The sequence below is a fragment of the Variovorax sp. RA8 genome (assembly GCF_901827175.1).
In the GTDB taxonomy this organism is placed as follows: domain Bacteria; phylum Pseudomonadota; class Gammaproteobacteria; order Burkholderiales; family Burkholderiaceae_C; genus Variovorax.
Genome location: NZ_LR594662.1, coordinates 2,306,608 through 2,324,792 on the forward strand (window position 1 = coordinate 2,306,608; position 18,185 = coordinate 2,324,792).

Annotated in this window: 15 protein-coding genes; 12 read left to right on the top strand and 3 right to left on the bottom strand. The window is 68.0% G+C overall.

The window, feature by feature from the left end; translation table 11 throughout:
- The first annotated feature begins 8 nt into the window (after positions 1-8).
- The 8 genes from E5P3_RS11020 to E5P3_RS11055 all read left to right on the top strand — a co-directional run bounded on the left by E5P3_RS11020 (position 9) and on the right by E5P3_RS11055 (position 9,419).
- Positions 9-962 carry a LysR family transcriptional regulator gene (locus E5P3_RS11020; RefSeq protein WP_068676270.1) on the top strand — a complete coding sequence of 318 codons (954 nt, stop codon included), beginning with the start codon at positions 9-11 and terminating at the stop codon, positions 960-962.
- Positions 963-1,066: 104 nt separating this feature from the next.
- A complete protein-coding gene (locus E5P3_RS11025) occupies positions 1,067-2,413 on the top strand; it encodes an NCS2 family permease (RefSeq protein ID WP_162589637.1) in 1,347 nt (448 codons plus the stop codon).
- A gap of 73 nt (positions 2,414-2,486) precedes the next feature.
- Positions 2,487-4,025: an ABC transporter ATP-binding protein gene (locus tag E5P3_RS11030; RefSeq protein ID WP_162586008.1), complete on the top strand. Its 1,539-nt coding sequence runs from the start codon at positions 2,487-2,489 to the stop codon at positions 4,023-4,025.
- On the top strand, positions 4,018-5,172 hold the full coding sequence (locus E5P3_RS11035; protein WP_162586009.1) for an ABC transporter permease: 1,155 nt from the start codon (positions 4,018-4,020) through the stop codon (positions 5,170-5,172). The genes E5P3_RS11030 and E5P3_RS11035 overlap by 8 nt, the downstream gene beginning before the upstream one ends.
- A complete protein-coding gene (locus E5P3_RS11040) occupies positions 5,172-6,092 on the top strand; it encodes an ABC transporter permease (protein WP_162586010.1) in 921 nt (306 codons plus the stop codon). Before E5P3_RS11035 ends, E5P3_RS11040 begins: the two co-directional genes overlap by 1 nt.
- Positions 6,093-6,139: 47 nt before the next feature.
- The gene (locus E5P3_RS11045; RefSeq protein ID WP_162586011.1) at positions 6,140-7,309 is read left to right on the top strand and encodes a BMP family ABC transporter substrate-binding protein; all 1,170 of its coding nucleotides are present in this window, start codon (positions 6,140-6,142) and stop codon (positions 7,307-7,309) included.
- 71 nt (positions 7,310-7,380) lie between these two features.
- The gene (locus E5P3_RS11050) at positions 7,381-8,364 is read left to right on the top strand and encodes an aromatic ring-hydroxylating oxygenase subunit alpha (RefSeq protein ID WP_162586012.1); all 984 of its coding nucleotides are present in this window, start codon (positions 7,381-7,383) and stop codon (positions 8,362-8,364) included.
- Between the two features lie 2 nt (positions 8,365-8,366).
- On the top strand, positions 8,367-9,419 hold the full coding sequence (locus tag E5P3_RS11055; RefSeq protein WP_162586013.1) for an adenosine deaminase: 1,053 nt from the start codon (positions 8,367-8,369) through the stop codon (positions 9,417-9,419).
- Positions 9,420-9,476: 57 nt separating this feature from the next.
- On the opposite strand, the gene E5P3_RS11060 is transcribed toward E5P3_RS11055, so the two are convergent.
- Positions 9,477-9,863, bottom strand: coding sequence for a hypothetical protein (locus E5P3_RS11060; RefSeq protein ID WP_162586014.1), 387 nt, complete (start codon positions 9,861-9,863; stop codon positions 9,477-9,479).
- A 184-nt stretch (positions 9,864-10,047) separates the two neighbouring features.
- On the opposite strand from E5P3_RS11060, the gene E5P3_RS11065 reads away from it, so the two are divergent.
- The 3 genes from E5P3_RS11065 (at position 10,048) to E5P3_RS11075 (ending at position 16,071) form a co-directional block, all read left to right on the top strand.
- On the top strand, positions 10,048-10,884 hold the full coding sequence (locus E5P3_RS11065) for a DMT family transporter (RefSeq protein WP_162586015.1): 837 nt from the start codon (positions 10,048-10,050) through the stop codon (positions 10,882-10,884).
- A 105-nt stretch (positions 10,885-10,989) separates the two neighbouring features.
- Positions 10,990-14,079 (top strand): sensor domain-containing diguanylate cyclase, encoded by a 3,090-nt coding sequence (locus E5P3_RS11070; RefSeq protein WP_162586016.1) that lies wholly within the window; start codon positions 10,990-10,992, stop codon positions 14,077-14,079.
- 108 nt (positions 14,080-14,187) lie between these two features.
- Positions 14,188-16,071 carry a GspE/PulE family protein gene (locus E5P3_RS11075; protein WP_162586017.1) on the top strand — a complete coding sequence of 628 codons (1,884 nt, stop codon included), beginning with the start codon at positions 14,188-14,190 and terminating at the stop codon, positions 16,069-16,071.
- 40 nt (positions 16,072-16,111) lie between these two features.
- On the opposite strand, the gene E5P3_RS11080 is transcribed toward E5P3_RS11075, so the two are convergent.
- Both E5P3_RS11080 and E5P3_RS11085 read right to left on the bottom strand, forming a co-directional pair.
- Positions 16,112-16,855, bottom strand: coding sequence for an EAL domain-containing protein (locus tag E5P3_RS11080; RefSeq protein WP_232073084.1), 744 nt, complete (start codon positions 16,853-16,855; stop codon positions 16,112-16,114).
- A gap of 135 nt (positions 16,856-16,990) precedes the next feature.
- Positions 16,991-17,140 carry a hypothetical protein gene (locus E5P3_RS11085; protein ID WP_232073521.1) on the bottom strand — a complete coding sequence of 50 codons (150 nt, stop codon included), beginning with the start codon at positions 17,138-17,140 and terminating at the stop codon, positions 16,991-16,993.
- Between E5P3_RS11085 and E5P3_RS11090 the strand changes: the two genes are divergently transcribed.
- Positions 17,094-18,182, top strand: coding sequence for a BMP family ABC transporter substrate-binding protein (locus tag E5P3_RS11090; RefSeq protein WP_162586018.1), 1,089 nt, complete (start codon positions 17,094-17,096; stop codon positions 18,180-18,182). The genes E5P3_RS11085 and E5P3_RS11090 overlap by 47 nt on opposite strands.
- Positions 18,183-18,185 lie beyond the last annotated feature (3 nt).

Sequence of the window (18,185 nt, forward strand, 5' to 3'; positions counted from 1 at the left end):
GGCAGCTCATGAGAGACCAAGCGCTTCTGGACAAGATCGACCTGCACCTCATCCGGGTGCTTCATACCGTGCTGACCGACCGCAGCGTCTCGCGCGCCGCCATTCGCCTGGGCATGTACCAGCCGGCCGTCTCGGCCGCGCTGAAGCGCCTGCGCGAGCTCTCGGGCGACCCGCTGCTGGTGCGCTCGGGCTCGGGCATGGTGCCCACGGACGCGGGGCTGCGCATGATCGACCCGGCCGCCAGCATCCTGCGCGCGGCGGAGATGCTGTTCTCCGACGCGCGGGGCTTCGATCCGCAGACCGCGCAGACCACCTTCCGCATCGCCGCCTCGGACTACCTGGACCCGCTCTTCCTGCCCATGCTGGTGGCGCAGGTCAAGGCACAGGCGCCGCTGTGTCGCATCGAGATCCATGCGCTCTCGTCCGACTCGGACTACCACGCGCACCTGTCGCTCGGCCAGGTGGACCTGGTGATCGGCAACTGGCTCAAGCCGCCCGAGGACCTGCACATGGCGCGGCTCTTCGGCGACGAGATCGTCTGCCTGGTCAACCAGGACCATCCGGCCGTGCGCCGCGGCTGGGACCTGGAGAGCTGGCTCGCGGCCGAGCACGTGGCGCCCACGCCGCTGCACCCGGGCGCGCGCGGCATCATCGACCAGATGCTCGACGAGGTGGGCCGGCAGCGCAACATCACGGCGCGCTGCGCGCATTTCGGGCTGATCCCGGACATGGTGGCCTCCAGCCTGCTGGTGCTCACCACGGGGCGGCAATACTGCGAGCGCTTCGTCGAGCGGCTGCCGGTCGCGATCCTCCCGTGCCCGGTCGAGCTGCCGCGCCTCATGTACTACCAGCTCTGGCATGAGCGCACCCATTCCTCCAGCTCGGCGCGCTGGCTGCGCGAGCGGACCAAATCGGTGGCGGCCTCGCTGAGGCCCGCACCTTCGGCGGCCGGCTCCGGATAGCCGGCCTCTTTACCCACTCGCGCCCGGCGTCGCGACAGCTGCCCAACGCCACAACAGAAAGACTCGGAGACAACGCGATGAACCGTACAGAGCAGGTGCTCGGCATGCCCGGGCACGACACGCCGACCCTCACAACGCAGGGGCCCGCGGCCGGCTGGACAGAACGCCTGTTCAAGCTCAGGGAGCACAACACCACGGTGCGCACCGAGATCGTGGCGGGCCTCACCACCTTCCTGACGATGGCCTACATCATCTTCGTCAACCCCTCGATCCTGGGCGACGCTGGGATGCCGAAGGACGCGGTGTTCGTCGCCACCTGCCTGATCGCGGCGCTGGGCACCGGGATCATGGCCCTCTACGCCAACTACCCGATCGCGCTGGCACCGGGCATGGGGCTCAACGCCTACTTCGCCTACGTGGTGGTGCTGCAGATGGGCTTCACCTGGCAGGCGGCGCTGGGCGCGGTCTTCGTCTCGGGCTGCCTGTTCCTGCTGGTCACGGTGTTCCGGCTGCGCGAGCTGATCATCCGCGGCATCCCGCAGTCCATACGGCTGGCGATCACGGTGGGCATCGGGCTTTTCCTCGCGATCATCGCGCTCAAGAGCGCGGGCATCGTCGCGCCGTCGAAGGCCACCTACGTCACGTTGGGCGACCTGCACACGCCGCAGGCGGTGCTGGCCACCATCGGCTTCTTCCTGATCGTGGTGCTCGACCGCCTCAAGGTGCCGGGCGCGATCCTGATCGGCATCATCACGGTGACGGTGCTGTCCTTCTTCTTCGCCGGCAACACCTTCCACGGCGTGTTCGCGGCGCCACCGTCGATCGCGCCCACCTTCCTGCAGCTGGACATCAAGTCGGCGCTGTCGGGCGGCATCCTCAACGTGATCCTGGTGTTCTTCCTGGTCGAGCTGTTCGACGCCACCGGCACCTTGATGGGCGTGGCCCGCCGCGCCGGCCTGCTGGTGCCGGGCAAGATGGACCGGCTCAACAAGTCGCTGCTCGCCGACAGCGGCGCGATCTTCGCCGGCTCGCTGCTGGGCACGTCGAGCACCACGGCCTACGTGGAGAGCGCGGCCGGCGTGCAGGCCGGCGGGCGCACCGGGCTCACCGCGCTGACGGTGGCGGTGCTGTTCCTGGCTGCGCTGGCGATCTCGCCCCTGGCCGGCGCCGTGCCCGCCTACGCCACCGCGCCTGCGCTCTTTTTCGTGGCATGCCTCATGCTGAGGGACATCACCGAACTCGATTGGGACGACACGACCGAGGTGATCCCGGCCGCGGTGACCGCCCTGGCCATGCCCTTCACCTACTCGATCGCCAACGGCCTGGCCTTCGGCTTCATCACCTATGCGGTGCTCAAGCTGTTCACCGGGCGCGCCAGGCAGGTGCACTGGATGGTCTGGCTGATCGGCGGCGTGTTCCTCTTCAAGTTCATCTACATAGGCGGACACTGAACGGCAGAAAATAATGCGATCGCCCCCCAGGGCGATGCAGGGCGATCCGAAAACCCAGAGGCCAGGCACAGGCATGACAATCCACAGACTCCAGCTTTCCAACATCACCAAGCGCTATCCCTCGGTCGTCGCCAACAGCGACGTATCGCTGACGGTGGCGCCGGGCGAGACCCATGCCGTGCTCGGCGAGAACGGCGCCGGCAAGTCCACGCTGATGAAGATCATCTACGGCTCGGTGAAGCCGGACGAGGGCAGCGTGACGTTCAACGGCCAGCCCGTCAGCGTGCGCAACCCGCAGGAGGCGAGGGCGCTGGGCATCAGCATGGTGTTCCAGCACTTCAGCCTGTTCGACACCCTGACCGTCGCAGAGAACGTCTGGCTCGGGTTGGACAAGAGCCTCACGCTGGCCGAGGTCACGCGCCGCATCGTGGCCAAGGCCGGCGAGTATGGGCTCGACATCGACCCGTCACGGCCGGTCCATACGCTATCGGTCGGCGAAATGCAGCGGGTCGAGATCATCCGCGCCCTGCTGACCGATCCCAAGCTGCTGATCCTCGACGAGCCGACTTCGGTCCTGACGCCGCAGGCCGTGCAGAAGCTCTTCGTGGTTCTGAAGAAGCTGTCTGCCGACGGCTGCAGCATCCTCTACATCAGCCACAAGCTGCACGAGATCCGCGAGCTGTGCACCGCCTGCACCGTGCTGCGCGGCGGCAAGGTGACGGGCGTGTGCGACCCGCGCCAGGAGAGCAACGAATCGCTGTCACGCCTGATGATCGGTGCGGAACCACCGCCCTTGCAGCACCGGCCGGTGCATGCAGGGGCCGTGGCTCTGCGGGTCCAGGCCTTGACGCTGCCGCGCGAGGACCAGTTCGGCGTCGACCTCGACGCCGTCTCGCTCGAGGTGCGCGCCGGCGAGGTGGTGGGCATCGCGGGTGTGTCGGGCAACGGCCAGAAGGAGCTCCTGTACGCGCTCTCCGGCGAGGACACGCGCGCCCAGGCCGGAATGATCGAAGTCTTCGGCCAGCCGGCCGGGCACTTCCGTCCGCGCCGGCGGCGCGCGCTGGGCCTGCACTTCGTGCCCGAGGAGCGGCTGGGCCGCGGTGCGGTGCCGACGCTGAGCCTGGCGCACAACATGCTGCTCACGCGCAGCAACGCGGTGGGGAAGGGTGGCTGGATCCGCACCGGCGCGCTGCAGCAGCATGCGGGGCGGATCATCGAGCGCTTCAAGGTCAAGGCCGGCGGGCCGGGCGCGGCGGCGCGCTCGCTCTCGGGCGGCAACCTGCAGAAGTTCATCGTCGGGCGCGAGATCGATGCCGACCCGAAGATCTTCGTGGTCTCGCAGCCCACCTGGGGCGTGGACGTGGGCGCGGCAGCGCTGATCCGCGGCGAGATCCTGGCACTGCGCGACGCCGGCTGCGCCGTGCTGGTGGTGAGCGAGGAGCTGGACGAGCTGTTCGAGATCAGCGACCGGCTGCACGTGATCGCCAAGGGCCGGCTCTCGCCCTCCGTCGATCGCGCCGCCGCCACGGTGCCGCAGATCGGCGAGTGGATGAGCGGCCTGTGGGGCGCCCGGCCCCAGGCGATGCCGCAAGAGGAGGTGGCCCATGCTTAAGCTCGAACCCCGTCCGCAGCTCTCGCGCTTCTGGAGCTACGGCTCGCCGATCCTCGCGCTGCTGATCACGGTGCTGATCGGCATGGCGCTCTTCTCGGCGCTGGGGAAGGACCCGGTCAAGGGGCTCGCGGTCTTCTTCTGGGAGCCGATCAAGAGCGGCTATGCGCTGGGCGAACTGATGGTCAAGGCGACGCCGCTGCTCATCATCGCTCTCGGCCTGGCCGTGTGCTTCCGCTCCAACGTGTGGAACATCGGCGCCGAAGGCCAGTTCGTCTTCGGCGCCATCGCGGCCGGCGGCGTGGCCTTGATGGCCGACAAGAGCACCGGTTCGTGGATCGTGGCCGCGATCCTGGTGGCCGGCATCCTGGGCGGCATGGTCTGGGCCGGCATCGTCGCCTTCCTTCGCGACAAGTTCAACGCCAACGAGATCCTCGTGAGCCTGATGCTGGTGTACGTGGCGACGCTGCTGCTGGGCTACATGGTCTACGGCCCGTGGAAGGACCCGATGGGCTACAACTTCCCGCAGACGAAGACCTTCGAGGCGGTGACCCAGATCCCGCGGCTCATGAAGGGTTCGCGCGTTAGCATCGGACTCATCATCGCGCTGATCGGCGCGGCGGCGCTCTGGGTGTTCCTGTTCCGCACGCGGGCCGGTTTCGCACAGCAGGTCGGCGGGCTGGCGCCGGCGGCGGCGCGCTACGCGGGCTTCTCGGCACGGCGCGCAATCTGGATCGCGCTGCTCACCTCGGGCGGCGCGGCCGGGCTGGCGGGTGCACTGGAAGTGGCAGGCCCGATCGGACAGCTCACGCCCTACGTGCCGGCCGGCTACGGCTTCGCGGCCATCATCGTGGCCTTCGTCGGGCGGCTGCATCCGGTGGGCATGATCTTCTCGGCCATCTTGATGAGCATGTTCTACATCGGCGGCGAGCTGGCGCAGTCGCGCCTGGGGCTGCCCAAGTCGCTGACCGGCGTGTTCCAGGGGCTGCTGCTGTTCACGCTGCTGGCCTGCGACACGCTGATCGCCTACCGCATCCGGCGCAAGTCGGCACCCAAGCCGGTGGCCGCGCCCGCGGGCACCTCGTCGCTGCAGGCGAGCACGCCGCTGACGGCGCCTGTCACTGTCCAGGCTACGGAAGGAGCCCTCTGATGGAAAGCTACGCACTCCTCCTGGGCTCTACGCTCAGCGCCGGCACCGTGCTCGCGATCGCGGCGCTGGGCCTCCTGATCAACGAGAAGGCCGGCATCGTCAACCTCGGGGCCGAGGGCATGATGCTGTGCGCCGCCATCGCCGGCTTCGCCACCGTCGTGACCACGCACAACAGCTGGCTGGGCTTCGCGGCCGGCATGGCGGCCGGCGCGCTGCTGGCGGCCTTCTTCGGCGTCCTGGTGATCTGGCTCAACACCAACCAGTACGCGACCGGGCTGGCGCTGAGCCTCTTCGGCGTCGGCTTCTCGGCCTTCGCGGGCATCAACTTCGTGCAGGCCAAGCTGCCCGAGAGCACCAACTACGCGCTGCCGCTGCTGGGGGACATCCCGCTGGTCGGGCCGGCGCTGTTCCGCCATCACCCGATGGTGTATTTCGCGGTGCTGCTGACCATCGGGCTGATCTGGTTCCTGTACCGCACGCGCGCCGGGCTGGTGCTGCGCTCGGTGGGCGAGTCGCCGGAGTCCTCGCATGCGCTGGGCTACCCGGTGCGGCGCATCCGCTTCATGGCGGTGATCGCGGGCGGCGCGCTGTGCGGGCTGTCGGGCGCGTATCTCTCGACCGTCTACACGCCGCTGTGGGTCGAGGGCATGGTGGCCGGCCGCGGCTGGATCGCGCTGGCGCTGACCACCTTCGCCACCTGGCGCCCGGTGCGGGTGCTGCTGGGTGCCTACCTGTTCGGCGGAGTCTCGATGCTGGGCTTCCACCTGCAGAGCACGGGTGTCAACGTGCCCAGCCAGTTCCTCAGCATGCTGCAGTACATCGCGCCGATCGTGGTGCTGGCCCTGATCTCGCGCAACCCCGCATTCATCCGCATCAACATGCCGGCTTCCATCGGGAAACCCTTCTACCCCGGCTCATAATCGCGTTCACAATTGTTTCCGACAAACATCCTTCGAGGGTTCCCCCAATGAACGATATGAACAAACGTTTCCTGCTCAAGCTGGCTGCACTGACCGCGGTCGCCTCGGCCGCGCTCATCGGCTGCGGCAAGAAGGAAGAAGCGCCGGCCCCGGCCCCCGCTGCACCGGCACCGGCGCCGAGCGCCGCGGCGCCCGCGCCCGCCGCACCGCTGAACGTCGCTTTCGCCTATGTGGGCCCGGTGGGCGACGGCGGCTGGTCCTTCGCGCACGACAACGGGCGCAAGGCCATCGAGAAGGAATTCGGCGGCAAGATCAAGACCACCTTCGTCGAGAGCGTGCCCGAGTCGGCCGACGCCGAGCGCGTGTTCCGCGACATGGTGAGCCAGGGCAACAAGCTGATCTTCGGCACCACCTTCGGCTACATGGAGCCGATGCTCAAGGTGGCGAACGACCACAAGGACGTGAAGTTCGAGCATGCCACCGGCTACAAGACTGCCGAGAACATGCGCACCTACGACAGCCGCACCTACGAGGGCGCGTACATGGCCGGCATCATCGCGGGCTCGATGACCAAGAGCAACACGCTGGGCGTGGTCGGCTCGGTGCCGATCCCCGAGGTGTTGCGCAATATCAACTCCTTCACGATGGGCGCGCAGTCGGTCAACCCGAAGATCACGACCAAGGTGGTGTGGGTCAACGAGTGGTTCAGCCCGCCGAAGGAAACCGAGGCTGCGACTGCGCTCATCAACGGCGGCGCCGACGTGCTGTTCCAGAACACCGATTCGCCGGCCGTGCTCAAGACCGCGCAGGAAAAGGGCAAGCGCGCCTTCGGCTGGGACTCGGACATGACGGCCTACGGCCCCAAGGCCCACCTGGCTTCGGCCATCATCAACTGGACGCCGTACTACACCAAGGCGGTGCAGGACGCGCTGGACGGCAAGTGGGCCACCGGCCAGACCTGGTGGGGCGTCAAGGAAGGCGCGATCGACATCGTCTCCATCGCCGAGGACGTGCCGGCCGAGGCCAAGGCCAAGGTCGAGGAGGTCAAGAAGGGCCTGAAGGATGGCAGCTTCTCGATCTGGAAGGGGCCGATCGTCGGGCAGGACGGCAAGGAGCTGGTGGCTGCCGGCGCCGCCGCCGACGACAAGTTCCTCTCGGGCGTGAACTTCTACGTCAAGGGCGTGGAAGGCAAGGTGCCTGGCGGCGACAAGAAGTAAGCGGGCCCGCCCGGCTTTCGCTTGGAAGGGTTGCCGCTGCGGCAACCCTTTTTGCATTTCCGTTTCCCACGATGATCGAAAGAGAACTCTGGCATCCCGTGGCGCTGTCGGGCGAGGTCGCGCAGGCGCCGCTCGCGGTGCGGCTGCTGGGCGACGGCCTGGTTCTGTGGCGCGACGCCGCGGGCGCCGTGCAGGCCTGGGCCGACCGCTGCCCGCATCGCGGCGCGCAGCTCTCGCTGGGGCGCGTCTGCGATGGCGGCGCCACGCTCGAATGCCCATACCACGGCTGGCGCTTCGCCAGCGGCGGCCGCAGCGTCTATGTGCCGGCGCTGCCGGACTTCGTGCCGCCACCCACGCATCGCGCCACCGTCCATGCGGTGCAGGAGGCCTATGGCCTGGTGTGGGTGCGGCTGGAAGGCGAGGGCGGCGAACTGCCGGTGTTCCCGGCCGAACACGATGCGCGCCTGCGCAAGCTCGACTGCGGGCCCTACGAGGTCCAGACCAGCGCGCCGCGGCTGGTCGAGAACTTCCTGGACATGGCGCACTTCGGCTTCATCCATGAAGGCTGGCTGGGCGCGCGCGAGATGGCCGTGATCGACGACTACCGCGTCGAGGCCACGCCCGAAGGCCTGCTCGCGACCGGCTGCAAGGCGTGGCAGCCGCAGTCGACCATCAACTCCACGGCGCCCGCGCTGGTCGAATACCGCTACGAGGTCACCGCGCCCTATGCCGCGGTGCTGACCAAAGTGCCGGAGGCGGCCAGCGTGGGCATCGAGGGTTACCAGGAATCGATCGCGCTTTTCATCTGCCCGATGGAGCCCGAGCGCTGCCGCGTCTGGTTCCGGCTTGCCATGGCCGACTTCGAGCGCGACGACGCGCAGCTGCGCGCCTTCCAGGACACCATCTTCCTGCAGGACAAGCCCGTGCTCGAATCGCAGCGCCCGCGCAGCCTGCCGCTGGACCTGCGGGCCGAGCTGCATACTGCGGCGGACAAGGCTTCCTCCTTCTACCGCCGGCACCTGAGGGCGCGCGGCATCACTTTCGGAGTCTGCTGAACATGACGAGCCCCACGCTTCCGCCCATCGCCGCCGATCGCCTCCCCGCGCTGCTGCGTGCCATGCCCAAGGCCGAGCTGCACATGCACATCGAGGGCTCGCTGGAGCCCGAGCTGATCTTCGCGCTGGCGCAACGCAATGGCGTGGCCCTTCCCTACGCCAGCGTGGAGGAGTTGCGCCGCGCCTATGCCTTCACCAACCTGCAGAGCTTCCTCGACATCTACTACGCCGGTGCCAGCGTGCTGCTGAAGGAGCAGGACTTCTACGACATGGCCTGGGCCTACCTCGAGCGCGCCGCCGCCGACAACGTGGTCCACACCGAGATGTTCTTCGACCCGCAGACCCACACCGCGCGCGGCGTCGCGATGCAGACGGTGATCGACGGCCTGCACCGCGCCTGCGTCGACGCGAACGCGAAGCTGGGCGTGAGCGCCGCGCTGATCCTGTGCTTCCTGCGGCACCTGAGCGAGGAGGAGGCCTTCGCCACGCTGGAGCAGGCGCTGCCGTTTCGCGACAAGTTCATCGGCATCGGCCTCGATTCCAGCGAGGTCGGCCACCCGCCCGAGAAGTTCGCGCGCGTGTTCGCGCGCTGCCGCGAGCTGGGCTTTCACCTCGTCGCCCATGCGGGCGAAGAGGGGCCGCCGGCCTACGTGTGGAGCGCGCTCGATGTGCTGAAGGTGGAGCGGGTCGACCATGGCGTGCAGAGCATCAAGGACCCGGCGCTGATGAAGCGGCTGGCGCAGGACCGCATCCCGCTGACCGTCTGCCCGCTGTCCAACCTCAAGCTCTGCGTCTTTCCGGACCTGGCACGGCACAACCTCGGCGAGCTGCTCGATGCAGGCCTGGTCGCGACCGTGAACTCGGACGACCCGGCCTACTTCGGCGGCTACATGAACGAGAACTTCGTCCAGACCTTCGCGGCAACCGGGTTGACGGCGCAGCATGCGTGGCAACTGGCGGCGAACAGCTTCGAGGGCAGCTTCGTCGATGCGGCGACCAAGGCGGGCTGGATGAACCGGCTGAACGAGAGCTTTACGCAGTTCGGCAAGGCGTGAGGAGGTGTCAGCGGACCGCCTGCATGTTCGGATTTACCCCATGTCGAAGAGCGGCAGCTACGGCCTGCGTGCGCGTCCGGTGCGGATCGCTTCCTTGCGCGCCTTCTGCAGTTCCTTCAGCTGTGCCAGCTGGCTCGGGCAGTCGGCGTTGGTCGCCACCAGCACGAAGGGGCTGCGCCGCAGCGCCTCGACGGATTTCTCGACGTCGGTCGGCATCCGGTTCTTGTTGACCAGACCGGCCGCGACGGCTGCCCGGGAGTCCTTGAAGAAGCCTTTCTCGAAGGCTGGCGTGCCGCAGCGCGCCGCGATCACGCGGTAGTCGGCTTCCTGCTGCTCCGCGGCATGGGGCGCCGCAGGCTGTCGTGTCGTCTGGGCGTCCACCGGCAGGGAGATGCCGATGACCGACGCCGATAGGAGTGCTCCCAGTTCAACACGCGCTTTCATAAGACCTGCCGCTTCACGAACGCTAGGGGGTTCGTCATCGGGCATGGTACTGCCGCACGACGGCAGTTGCATGGCGCCGGCGTGAACTAATGCCCTGAGCATCCATGGAGTTGCGGATTCGCATCGATGCGGTGGCGCCGGCGCCACGCAGATTCGCACCGAACTCGACCGGCTATCCTGGGGCATGGACAACTTGTTCGTGGCTGCCGCACTGCTGAGCGCGGTCCTGCACGCGGCCTGGAACGCCGCGGTGAAGGCCAGCGCGCAGCCGGCCCGGGCGATGACGGCGCAGATGCTGGTCTCGGCGCTCCTGGCCGTGCCCGCCCTGATCTGGGCCGGGCTGCCGGCTGCCTCGTCCTGGCCATGGATGATCGCCTCCGTGCTGCTGAACATGGGCGCCGTGACGGCGCTGCTGCGCGGCTACGCGCATGCCGGCTTCGGGATCGTCTACCCGATGGCGCGGGCCTCGTCGGTGCTGATGGTGCTGCCGCTGGCCGCGGCGGTGGCGGGCGAACGGCCGACGCTGCCGGGCATGCTCGGCATCGTGCTGGTGAGCGCGGCCATGTCGATGCTCGCGCTGGGCTCGGCCCGCCGGCGTGCGCTGACGCGGCCGGCGCTGGGCTGGATCCTGGCCGCGGGGGGCTTCGCGGCAGGCTATGCCGTCTGCGACGCGCAGGGCGTGCGGCAAGCACAATCCCCGCTGGCCTACGGCTCCGCGCTGACGATCGCGAACGCGGCCACCTGGACCTTGCTGCAGCGGCGTGCCGGCGGTCCCCCCGGCAGCCTGCGTGCGCAGTGGCCGCGCGCCGTGCCGGCCGCCCTGGCCGCGATGCTGTCCTACCTGCTGATCCTGTGGGTGCTGCAGCATGCGCCCATCGCACTCGGCTCGGCACTGCGCGATACCAGCGCGATCTTCGCCGCCCTCATCGCGGTCGTGTTCCTGAAGGAGCCGCTGGAGCGGCGCGTCCTGTTCGCCATCGTGCTGGCGACGGCCGGCTCGATGTTGATCCGCGCGGGCTGACCTGGCCCCCTTTGAGCCTCCCCGGAGAATGGATGCCTGACCTCCTTGCAAGCCATCTGCGGCCGGCCTGCCCGTCTGGCTTATGCTGCCCGGTCCACCATGTCGATGAAATCAGGTTTCAGCAACCTTCGCATCAGCTTGAACACGCGCCTGAGCGCCGGCGTGGCGGCGGTGGTGCTGGCCGCGACCTTCGCCATCGCCACCGTCGCCTTGCATCTTGTCAAGGCCAGCATGCAGGCATCGATCGCCAACGAGGAGTTCGCGCGGGTGACGGCCATCGCCGATGCGGTCGACCAGAAGTTCGTCGGCCGGCGGACCTTGCTGAAGACCCTTGCCGAAAGCGTGCAGTCGCACGATGTCCCGAGCGCCGCGCCGCTGCAGGGCCTGCTGGAGAAGCACCAGTCGCTGCGCGAGGCCTTCGACAACGTCTCGTTCATCGATCTCGAGGGCGAGATCGTCGCCAACCTGAACGGGGCGCAGATGATCGGACGCGCGAATGTCAAGGACCGCTCGTACGTCGCGGACACCATCTCCGCCGGCGCCGGGGTGATCTCGGCGCCCTACCGCAACCGGCTCAACGGACTGGCACAGGTCGCTATCACGCAGCCGGTGCGAGACGGCGCCGGGCAGGTGCGCCTGGTGATATCGGGCTCCATCAACCTGAAGGAGCGCAACATCCTTGGGGAGCTGGCCGACGTCAAGTTCGGCAAGACGGGCCACTTGTTCATTGTTTCCAATGATGGCATCGTGATCGATCATCCGCGCCCGGAGCTGGTGCTGAATCAGGCTGGCACCGATGGCGCCGGGGATACCGAGATCCAGCGCGCGATCTCGGGTTTCGAGGGCACGACCGAGGGGCTGGACCAGGACCGGGTGCGTGCCCTGTACGCCTTCAAGCGCATGCGCCAGGCCGATTGGATCCTGGGCGCCGTGTATCCGCAGAATGAGGCGTTCGCGCATATCGATGCCATCGAGCGCGTGGCCTGGGGCGGCGCGATCGTGCTGGCCGTGCTGGCCGGCGCGGCCGCGCTGGCCGTGGTGCGGGGGCAGCTGCAGCCGCTTTCGCAGCTGCACCGGCGCATGCTGGATGCGCAGGCCGCGCCGGCGGAAGCCGCGGCGCCACGCAGCTATGCCCGCGACGAGATCGGCGATCTCTGGCGGACTTTCGACGAACTGATGCTGCAGCGGCGAGCCAGCGAGAAATTTCTGCGAGACATCACGGACAACCTGCCGGCCATGGTGTCGCACGCCGATGCGCAAGGCCGCTACACCTTCGTGAACGCGCGCCTGTGCGAGAAGCTGGGCCGCAGCGCGGCCGAACTCGTGGGCCAGCCCATGCGAGACGCGCATGGTGCCGACTACAGCGTGATCCCGGAGCGCTACCTGCAACGCGCGCTGGCCGGCGAGCCCGTGACCTTCGAACGCCGGGGCTCCATCAGGCAGGGCGAGGAGCCCCGCTTCTTCCAGACCGAGCTCATCCCCGACCGGGACCCGACAGGCACGGTCCGCGGCTACTACGCGATGTCCTCCGACGTGACGGAGCGCAAGCGCATCGAGCTGAGCCTGGCGCACAGCGAGGCGCAGATCCGCACCATCACCGACAACATCCCTGCGCTGGTCTCGCACGTGGACGCCTCGCTGCGCTACACCTTCGTCAATGCGAAAGTCAAGGCGCTGCACAAGTCCGACGCGTTGGTCGGCCGGCCGATCTCGGAGGTGCGCGGCCCGTCGGACTTCGCAGGTGTCGAGCCCTACTATCTGCGCGCGCTCGCCGGGGAGACGGTGATCGTCGAGACGGCCGGCGATGCGGCCCTCGGGATCGACGGCCGCACCTACAAGGCCTACTACATCCCCGACCAGGACGATGTCGGCATGGTGCAAGGCGTGTTCGCCATGACCTTCGACATCACCGACGAGGTCAACGTCCGCAAGGCCCTGAGCGAGCAGGAGAAGCGGCTGCGCGACGTCACGGACAGCATTCCTGCCCTGGTGGGGTATTTCGATCGCGATGAGAACTGCCTCTACGGCAACAGCCGGGCGCGGCAGATGGCGGGCCTGGGCAATGGCCCGCTCGAAGGCGTGACCTTGCGCGCCGCCGTGGGCGAGGCGGTTTACGCGCAGCACGTGCCCTTTCTCCCGGCAGTGCTTGCGGGGCAGGCCGCGCGCTTCCCGGTCGAGGCGCCACTGTACGGCAAGAGCGGCTACTTCCAGGTGAACCTGATTCCGGACAAGGACCTCCAGGGAAGAGTGCCGGGCTTCTACGTCATGACCTTCAACATCACTGCGTTGAAGGAGGCGGAAAAGCTCCTGGCCGAGAGTGAGATGCGCCTGCGCACCATCACCGACAACCTGCCGGCACTCATCACCTACATCGACCGGGACCAGAAGATCACCTTCGCGAACGGCACCTACCGCGAGTGGCTGGGGCTCGATCCCGCCAAGCTGGTGGGGCACCATATCCGAGACGTCGCGGGACCCGAGCTGTACGAGTCGCGCAAGGCCATGATCGATCGGGCGCTGGCGGGGGAGCGCGTCGAGTTCGAGGCAGCCACCAAGCGGGGGGACTTCGATCGCGTCACCCACGTCATCTATGTGCCGGACGTCGGAGCCGACGGAGCGACCCATGGCATCTTCTCGCTCAGCCTGGACATTACCGAGCTGAAGGTGGTGGAGCGCAAGCTGATAGAACTGGCGCGGGTGGACACCCTCACTGGCCTGCCGAACCGCCTGGCCTTCAACGAGCTGTTGCCCGCGGCGATTGCCCGCGCTGCACGCGCGGAAAGAGCGCTCGCCCTGATGTTCCTCGACATCGACCATTTCAAGTCCATCAATGACACGCTCGGCCATGCAATGGGCGACGAGGTGCTGGCCGAGTTCGCCCGGCGCCTGCAGGCCAGCGTCAGAAGCACCGACACGGTGGTGCGGCTGGCCGGCGACGAGTTCGTGATCGTGCTCGAGAACCTGGACAGGCCGGAGGCGGCCTCGATGGTGGCCAGGAAGGTCATCGCGCGCGTCAACTCGGCGGCCTTCCAGCTCGATGGCCGCGGGCTGGATGTCACGACCAGCATCGGCGTCGCCTTCCATCTCCCTGCCGGTGCCGCCGTCACGACGGCGGAACTGCTGGCCCGCGCGGACGCTGCGCTCTACCGCGCCAAGGCGGCGGGGCGCAATACTTTCGTGCTCAGTGCGGACTGAGTTTTCTCATGGGGGAAGGGAGCGCCCGTGCGCCGCGTACAGCTGTGCTGAAATCGTGCCGGGGGACCTCAGAATCCCCAAGGCAAAACTGAACAAGAGGTCAAAGCCATGTCGTCTGCTGAAGTCGTCACGCCGGATCAGTTGTTGAAGGAGCTCGATGCCCAGAGCCGCATGCCGATCATGCGCATCGGCCAGGCGTTGGTCTCGCTCGGCATGGTCACCGAGAAGCAGCTGGAGGCCGCGCTGGCGCAGCAGCAGCTCGATCGCAACGTGCCGCTGGGCGAGACGCTGGTGCGCATGGGCGTGGTCAGCCGCTCCCAGCTGCAGATTGCGCTGGTGCGCAAGATGGGCTACCCGCTGGTCAACCTGCAGCTGTTTCCACCCGCGGCCGAGGCCCTGCGCAAGATCGACCATGGGGTGGCGCGGCGCCTGCAGGTGATGCCGCTGATGATCCACGAGGGCCGCCTCGTGCTTGCCCTCGACGACCCTGCCAGCCGGCACGCGGCCATCGACGAGGTGGAGTTCATCGGCCAGATGAAGGTGGTGCCGGTGATCGGCCAGTGCCGCGACCTGGACGAAGTGCTGCAAAAGGCGTACGAGAAGATCGGTGCGCAGGCGCAGGGGCGCTCGGCGGCGACCGACCCGATGAGTATCGACTTCGACCTGGCCGGCACCAGCGAGCTGCTGGAGACGCTGGAAAAGGAGGTCCGCCCACCGGCCGACGAGGACGCGCCGATCGAGCAATCGGACAACTCGCTGGTGCGGATGATCAACAGCATGATCCAGGAGGCGCACCGCGAGGGCGTGTCGGACATCCACATCGAGAGTTACCCCGGGCGCGAGAAGACGCGCATCCGCTTTCGCCGCGACGGCCGGCTTTACACCTACCTGGAACTGCCGCCCAGCTACCGCAATGCAATCGTCGCGCGCGTGAAGATCATGTGCGACCTCGACATCAGCGAGAAGCGCAAGCCTCAGGACGGCAAGATCAACTTCGCCAAGTTCTCGCCCCAGCATCGCATCGAGCTGCGCGTCGCGACCATCCCGACCACCAGCGGGCTGGAAGACGTGGTGATGCGCATCCTGGCGTCGGCCAAGCCCATTGCGCTGGATGCGCTCGGATTGTCGGCGCGCAACCTGGCGCGTCTGACCGAGGCCATCGAGCGCCCCTACGGCATGGTCCTGTGCGTCGGGCCGACCGGCTCGGGCAAGACCACCACGCTGCACTCGGCGCTCATGCACATCAACACGCCCGAGCGCAAGATCTGGACCGCGGAAGACCCCATCGAGATCACCCAGCCGGGGCTGCGGCAGGTGCAGGTCAACCCCCGCATCGACTGGACCTTCGCCAAGGCGCTGCGGGCCTTCGTGCGCGCCGATCCGGACGTGATCATGGTGGGCGAGATCCGCGACGAGGAGACCGCGAAGACGGCGATCGAGGCCTCGCTGACGGGCCACCTGGTGCTGTCGACGCTGCACACCAACAGCGCGCCCGAGACGGTGACCCGGCTTCTCGACATGGGCATGGACCCCTTCAATTTCGCGGACTCGCTGCTGGCGGTGCTGGCGCAGCGGCTGGTGCGCCGCCTCTGCACGCACTGCATCAGCAGCCGTCCCCTGACGCCGGAGGAGATCGACGAACTGGTGTCCGACTACCTGAATGCCTACGCGGTGAAGGCCTCGCCGTCCGATCGCGAGGGGGTGGTCGCTTCCTGGGAGCGCCGCCATGCCCGCGACGGGCGGCTCATGAGCTTCTCGAGCGCAGGCTGCAAGGAGTGCAGGGACACCGGCTTCAGGGGGCGCGTCGGCATCCACGAGCTGATGCTGATGTCCAAGGGGCTACGTCGCCTGGTGCAAGGTGGCGCCCGTGCCGAAGAGATTCAGCAGACGGCGCTGCGCGAGGGCATGCGCACCTTGCGCCAGGACGGCATCGCCAAGGTGCTGTCCGGCCAGACCACGATCGACGAAGTGCGCGCGACCAGCAACGTCTGATGCTGGCGCGGGCCCCTTCTCGACCGGCTGGGGCCCCGGGTCAGGCGGCGTCCCACGCCACGACCGGCAGGGCGGCGATGGCAGGTTCGGCGAACAGGAAGCCCTGGAAGAGGTCCACGCCCAGCGCGCGCAGCGCATGGACTTCTTCCGCGGCCTCGACCCCTTCCGCGATCACCCGGATCTGGAGCTCGTCGCAGGTTGCCACCAAGCCTTTCACGATCACGATGCGGACCGGGTCCGTGTGGATGTCGCGGACCAGGCTCATGTCGATCTTCACGACGTCGGGCTGGAAGGCGGCGAGCAGTTCGAAGCCCGCATAGGCGGCGCCGAAATCGTCGATCGCGGACGTGAACCCGTAGCGCTTGAAGATGCGGAAGGTGGCGGCGAGGCCAGGCAGGTCATCGACGCGCTCGCCTTCGGTGATCTCGAACATCAGGCGCTGGACTGGAAAGTTGCAGCGCGCGGCCGCGGCCATGGCGGTGCGGAAGCAGGCCTCCTGGCCGGCGACGTCGTTGGGCATGACGTTGAGGCTGAGCCTGGACTCCATGCCCAGCGCGGCCGCGAGCTCGATTGCCTTCACGCGGCTGGCCTCGTGGAACGCAAAGCGGTCTTGCGGGCCCACGCGGGCGAGCACTTCGGAAGCGCCTTCGCCGGCAACGCCGCGCACCAATGCCTCGTGCGCGAAGATTTCCCGCCGCGCGAGGTCGACGATGGGCTGGAAGGCCATCGTGAAGACCGAGTCATCGCCCGGGGAAGCGGCGTCGGCTCTGATCGGGGCAGTCACTGGAAATGGTCCTCGCGGGCGATGGTTGAGCGGGTGCCGCCGGGCGGTCGCAGGGCGCGGCGCAAATTCCTGCACGCCCGCATTGTGCGCGTGCCCGGGCGCCGCGGCGCGGCTTCGGCGCCACAAAGCGGCCGCTCAGCGGACGAAGTCACGGCCGGCAGCGTCGCCTAAAATGCTGCCCCCGGCGCTGCTGCCCCGCAGCGCCGATTTTTTGACCGGGGCCATGTAGAGGAACACCATGTACAAAAACCTCGCCGCCGCGCTCGCGGCCGCCTGTTTTTTCATTTCGCCTTCTTTTTCGCAATCCGCCGCCCGGGCCGACCCGCTCAAGATCGGCTTCGTGTATGTCGCACCCGTCACCGATGCCGGCTGGGTGCGGCAGCACGAGGAGGGCCGCAAGGCCGTCGAGGCGGCGCTCGGCGGCAAAGTGAAGACCACTTATGTCGAGAACGTGCCGGAGGGCCCCGATGCCGAGCGCGTGATCCGCGATCTCGCGCAGCAGGGCCACAAGCTGATCTTCACGCCCAGCTTCGGCTACATGGAGCCCACCCTCAAGGTGGCGCGCGACTTCCCCGACGTGAAGTTCGAGTCCATCACCGGCTACAAGCCCGCACCCAACGTCTCGACCGCGAACGCCCGCTACTACCAGGGCCGCTACCTGGCGGGCGTGGCGGCGGGGCGCATGAGCAAGACCCATGTCGCGGGCTACGTCGCGGGCTTCCCGATTCCGGAGGTGCTGCAGGGTATCAACGCCTTCACGCTGGGTATGCGCTCGGTCGATCCGAAGGCGCGGGTCAAGGTCGTGTGGCTCGACGCCTGGTTCGATCCGCCACGGGAGCGCGACGCTGCGATGACGCTGTTCAACCAGGACGTGGACGTGATCGCCTTCCACACCGGCTCCACCGCCGTGATGGCCGCGGCGCAGGAGCGCGGCAAGATGGCTGTGGCCTACCACTCCGACATGCGCAAGGTCGCGCCCGATGCGCAGATCGTCGCCGTCACCCACGAGTGGGGCGGCTACTACACGCGGCGCGCGAAGGCGGTGCTCGACGGCAGCTGGAAGCCGGTCAACGTCTGGGGCGGCGTGAAGGAAGGAATGGTCCGCGTCGGCGACTTCGGCCCCAAGGTGCCCAGGGCCGTACAGGAAGAGGTGCTGGCACGGCAGCAGGACATCGCGAGCGGCAAGCTGCAGGTCTTCCGCGCGGGCCAGGACGTGCGCGACAACGAGGGCAAGGTCGTCATCGCCAAGGGCACGGGCCTGCGCGACGATCAGATCCTCGTCATGAACTGGCTGGTCGAGGGCGTCGAAGGGCGCGTTGCACGCTGACGC

What these genes read in the sequence shown, in the direction of transcription:
- E5P3_RS11045 (WP_162586011.1), top strand. Translation starts at nt 6,140, where the DNA reads ATGAACGATATGAACAAACGTTTCCTGCTCAAGCTGGCTGCACTGACC.
- E5P3_RS11060 (WP_162586014.1), bottom strand. Translation starts at nt 9,863, where the DNA reads ATGAAAGCGCGTGTTGAACTGGGAGCACTCCTATCGGCGTCGGTCATC.
- E5P3_RS11030 (WP_162586008.1), top strand. Translation starts at nt 2,487, where the DNA reads ATGACAATCCACAGACTCCAGCTTTCCAACATCACCAAGCGCTATCCC.
- E5P3_RS11025 (WP_162589637.1), top strand. Translation starts at nt 1,067, where the DNA reads ATGCCCGGGCACGACACGCCGACCCTCACAACGCAGGGGCCCGCGGCC.
- E5P3_RS11090 (WP_162586018.1), top strand. Translation starts at nt 17,094, where the DNA reads ATGTACAAAAACCTCGCCGCCGCGCTCGCGGCCGCCTGTTTTTTCATT.
- E5P3_RS11050 (WP_162586012.1), top strand. Translation starts at nt 7,381, where the DNA reads ATGATCGAAAGAGAACTCTGGCATCCCGTGGCGCTGTCGGGCGAGGTC.
- E5P3_RS11040 (WP_162586010.1), top strand. Translation starts at nt 5,172, where the DNA reads ATGGAAAGCTACGCACTCCTCCTGGGCTCTACGCTCAGCGCCGGCACC.
- E5P3_RS11070 (WP_162586016.1), top strand. Translation starts at nt 10,990, where the DNA reads ATGAAATCAGGTTTCAGCAACCTTCGCATCAGCTTGAACACGCGCCTG.
- E5P3_RS11065 (WP_162586015.1), top strand. Translation starts at nt 10,048, where the DNA reads ATGGACAACTTGTTCGTGGCTGCCGCACTGCTGAGCGCGGTCCTGCAC.
- E5P3_RS11085 (WP_232073521.1), bottom strand. Translation starts at nt 17,140, where the DNA reads ATGAAAAAACAGGCGGCCGCGAGCGCGGCGGCGAGGTTTTTGTACATG.
- E5P3_RS11055 (WP_162586013.1), top strand. Translation starts at nt 8,367, where the DNA reads ATGACGAGCCCCACGCTTCCGCCCATCGCCGCCGATCGCCTCCCCGCG.
- E5P3_RS11020 (WP_068676270.1), top strand. Translation starts at nt 9, where the DNA reads ATGAGAGACCAAGCGCTTCTGGACAAGATCGACCTGCACCTCATCCGG.
- E5P3_RS11075 (WP_162586017.1), top strand. Translation starts at nt 14,188, where the DNA reads ATGTCGTCTGCTGAAGTCGTCACGCCGGATCAGTTGTTGAAGGAGCTC.
- E5P3_RS11035 (WP_162586009.1), top strand. Translation starts at nt 4,018, where the DNA reads ATGCTTAAGCTCGAACCCCGTCCGCAGCTCTCGCGCTTCTGGAGCTAC.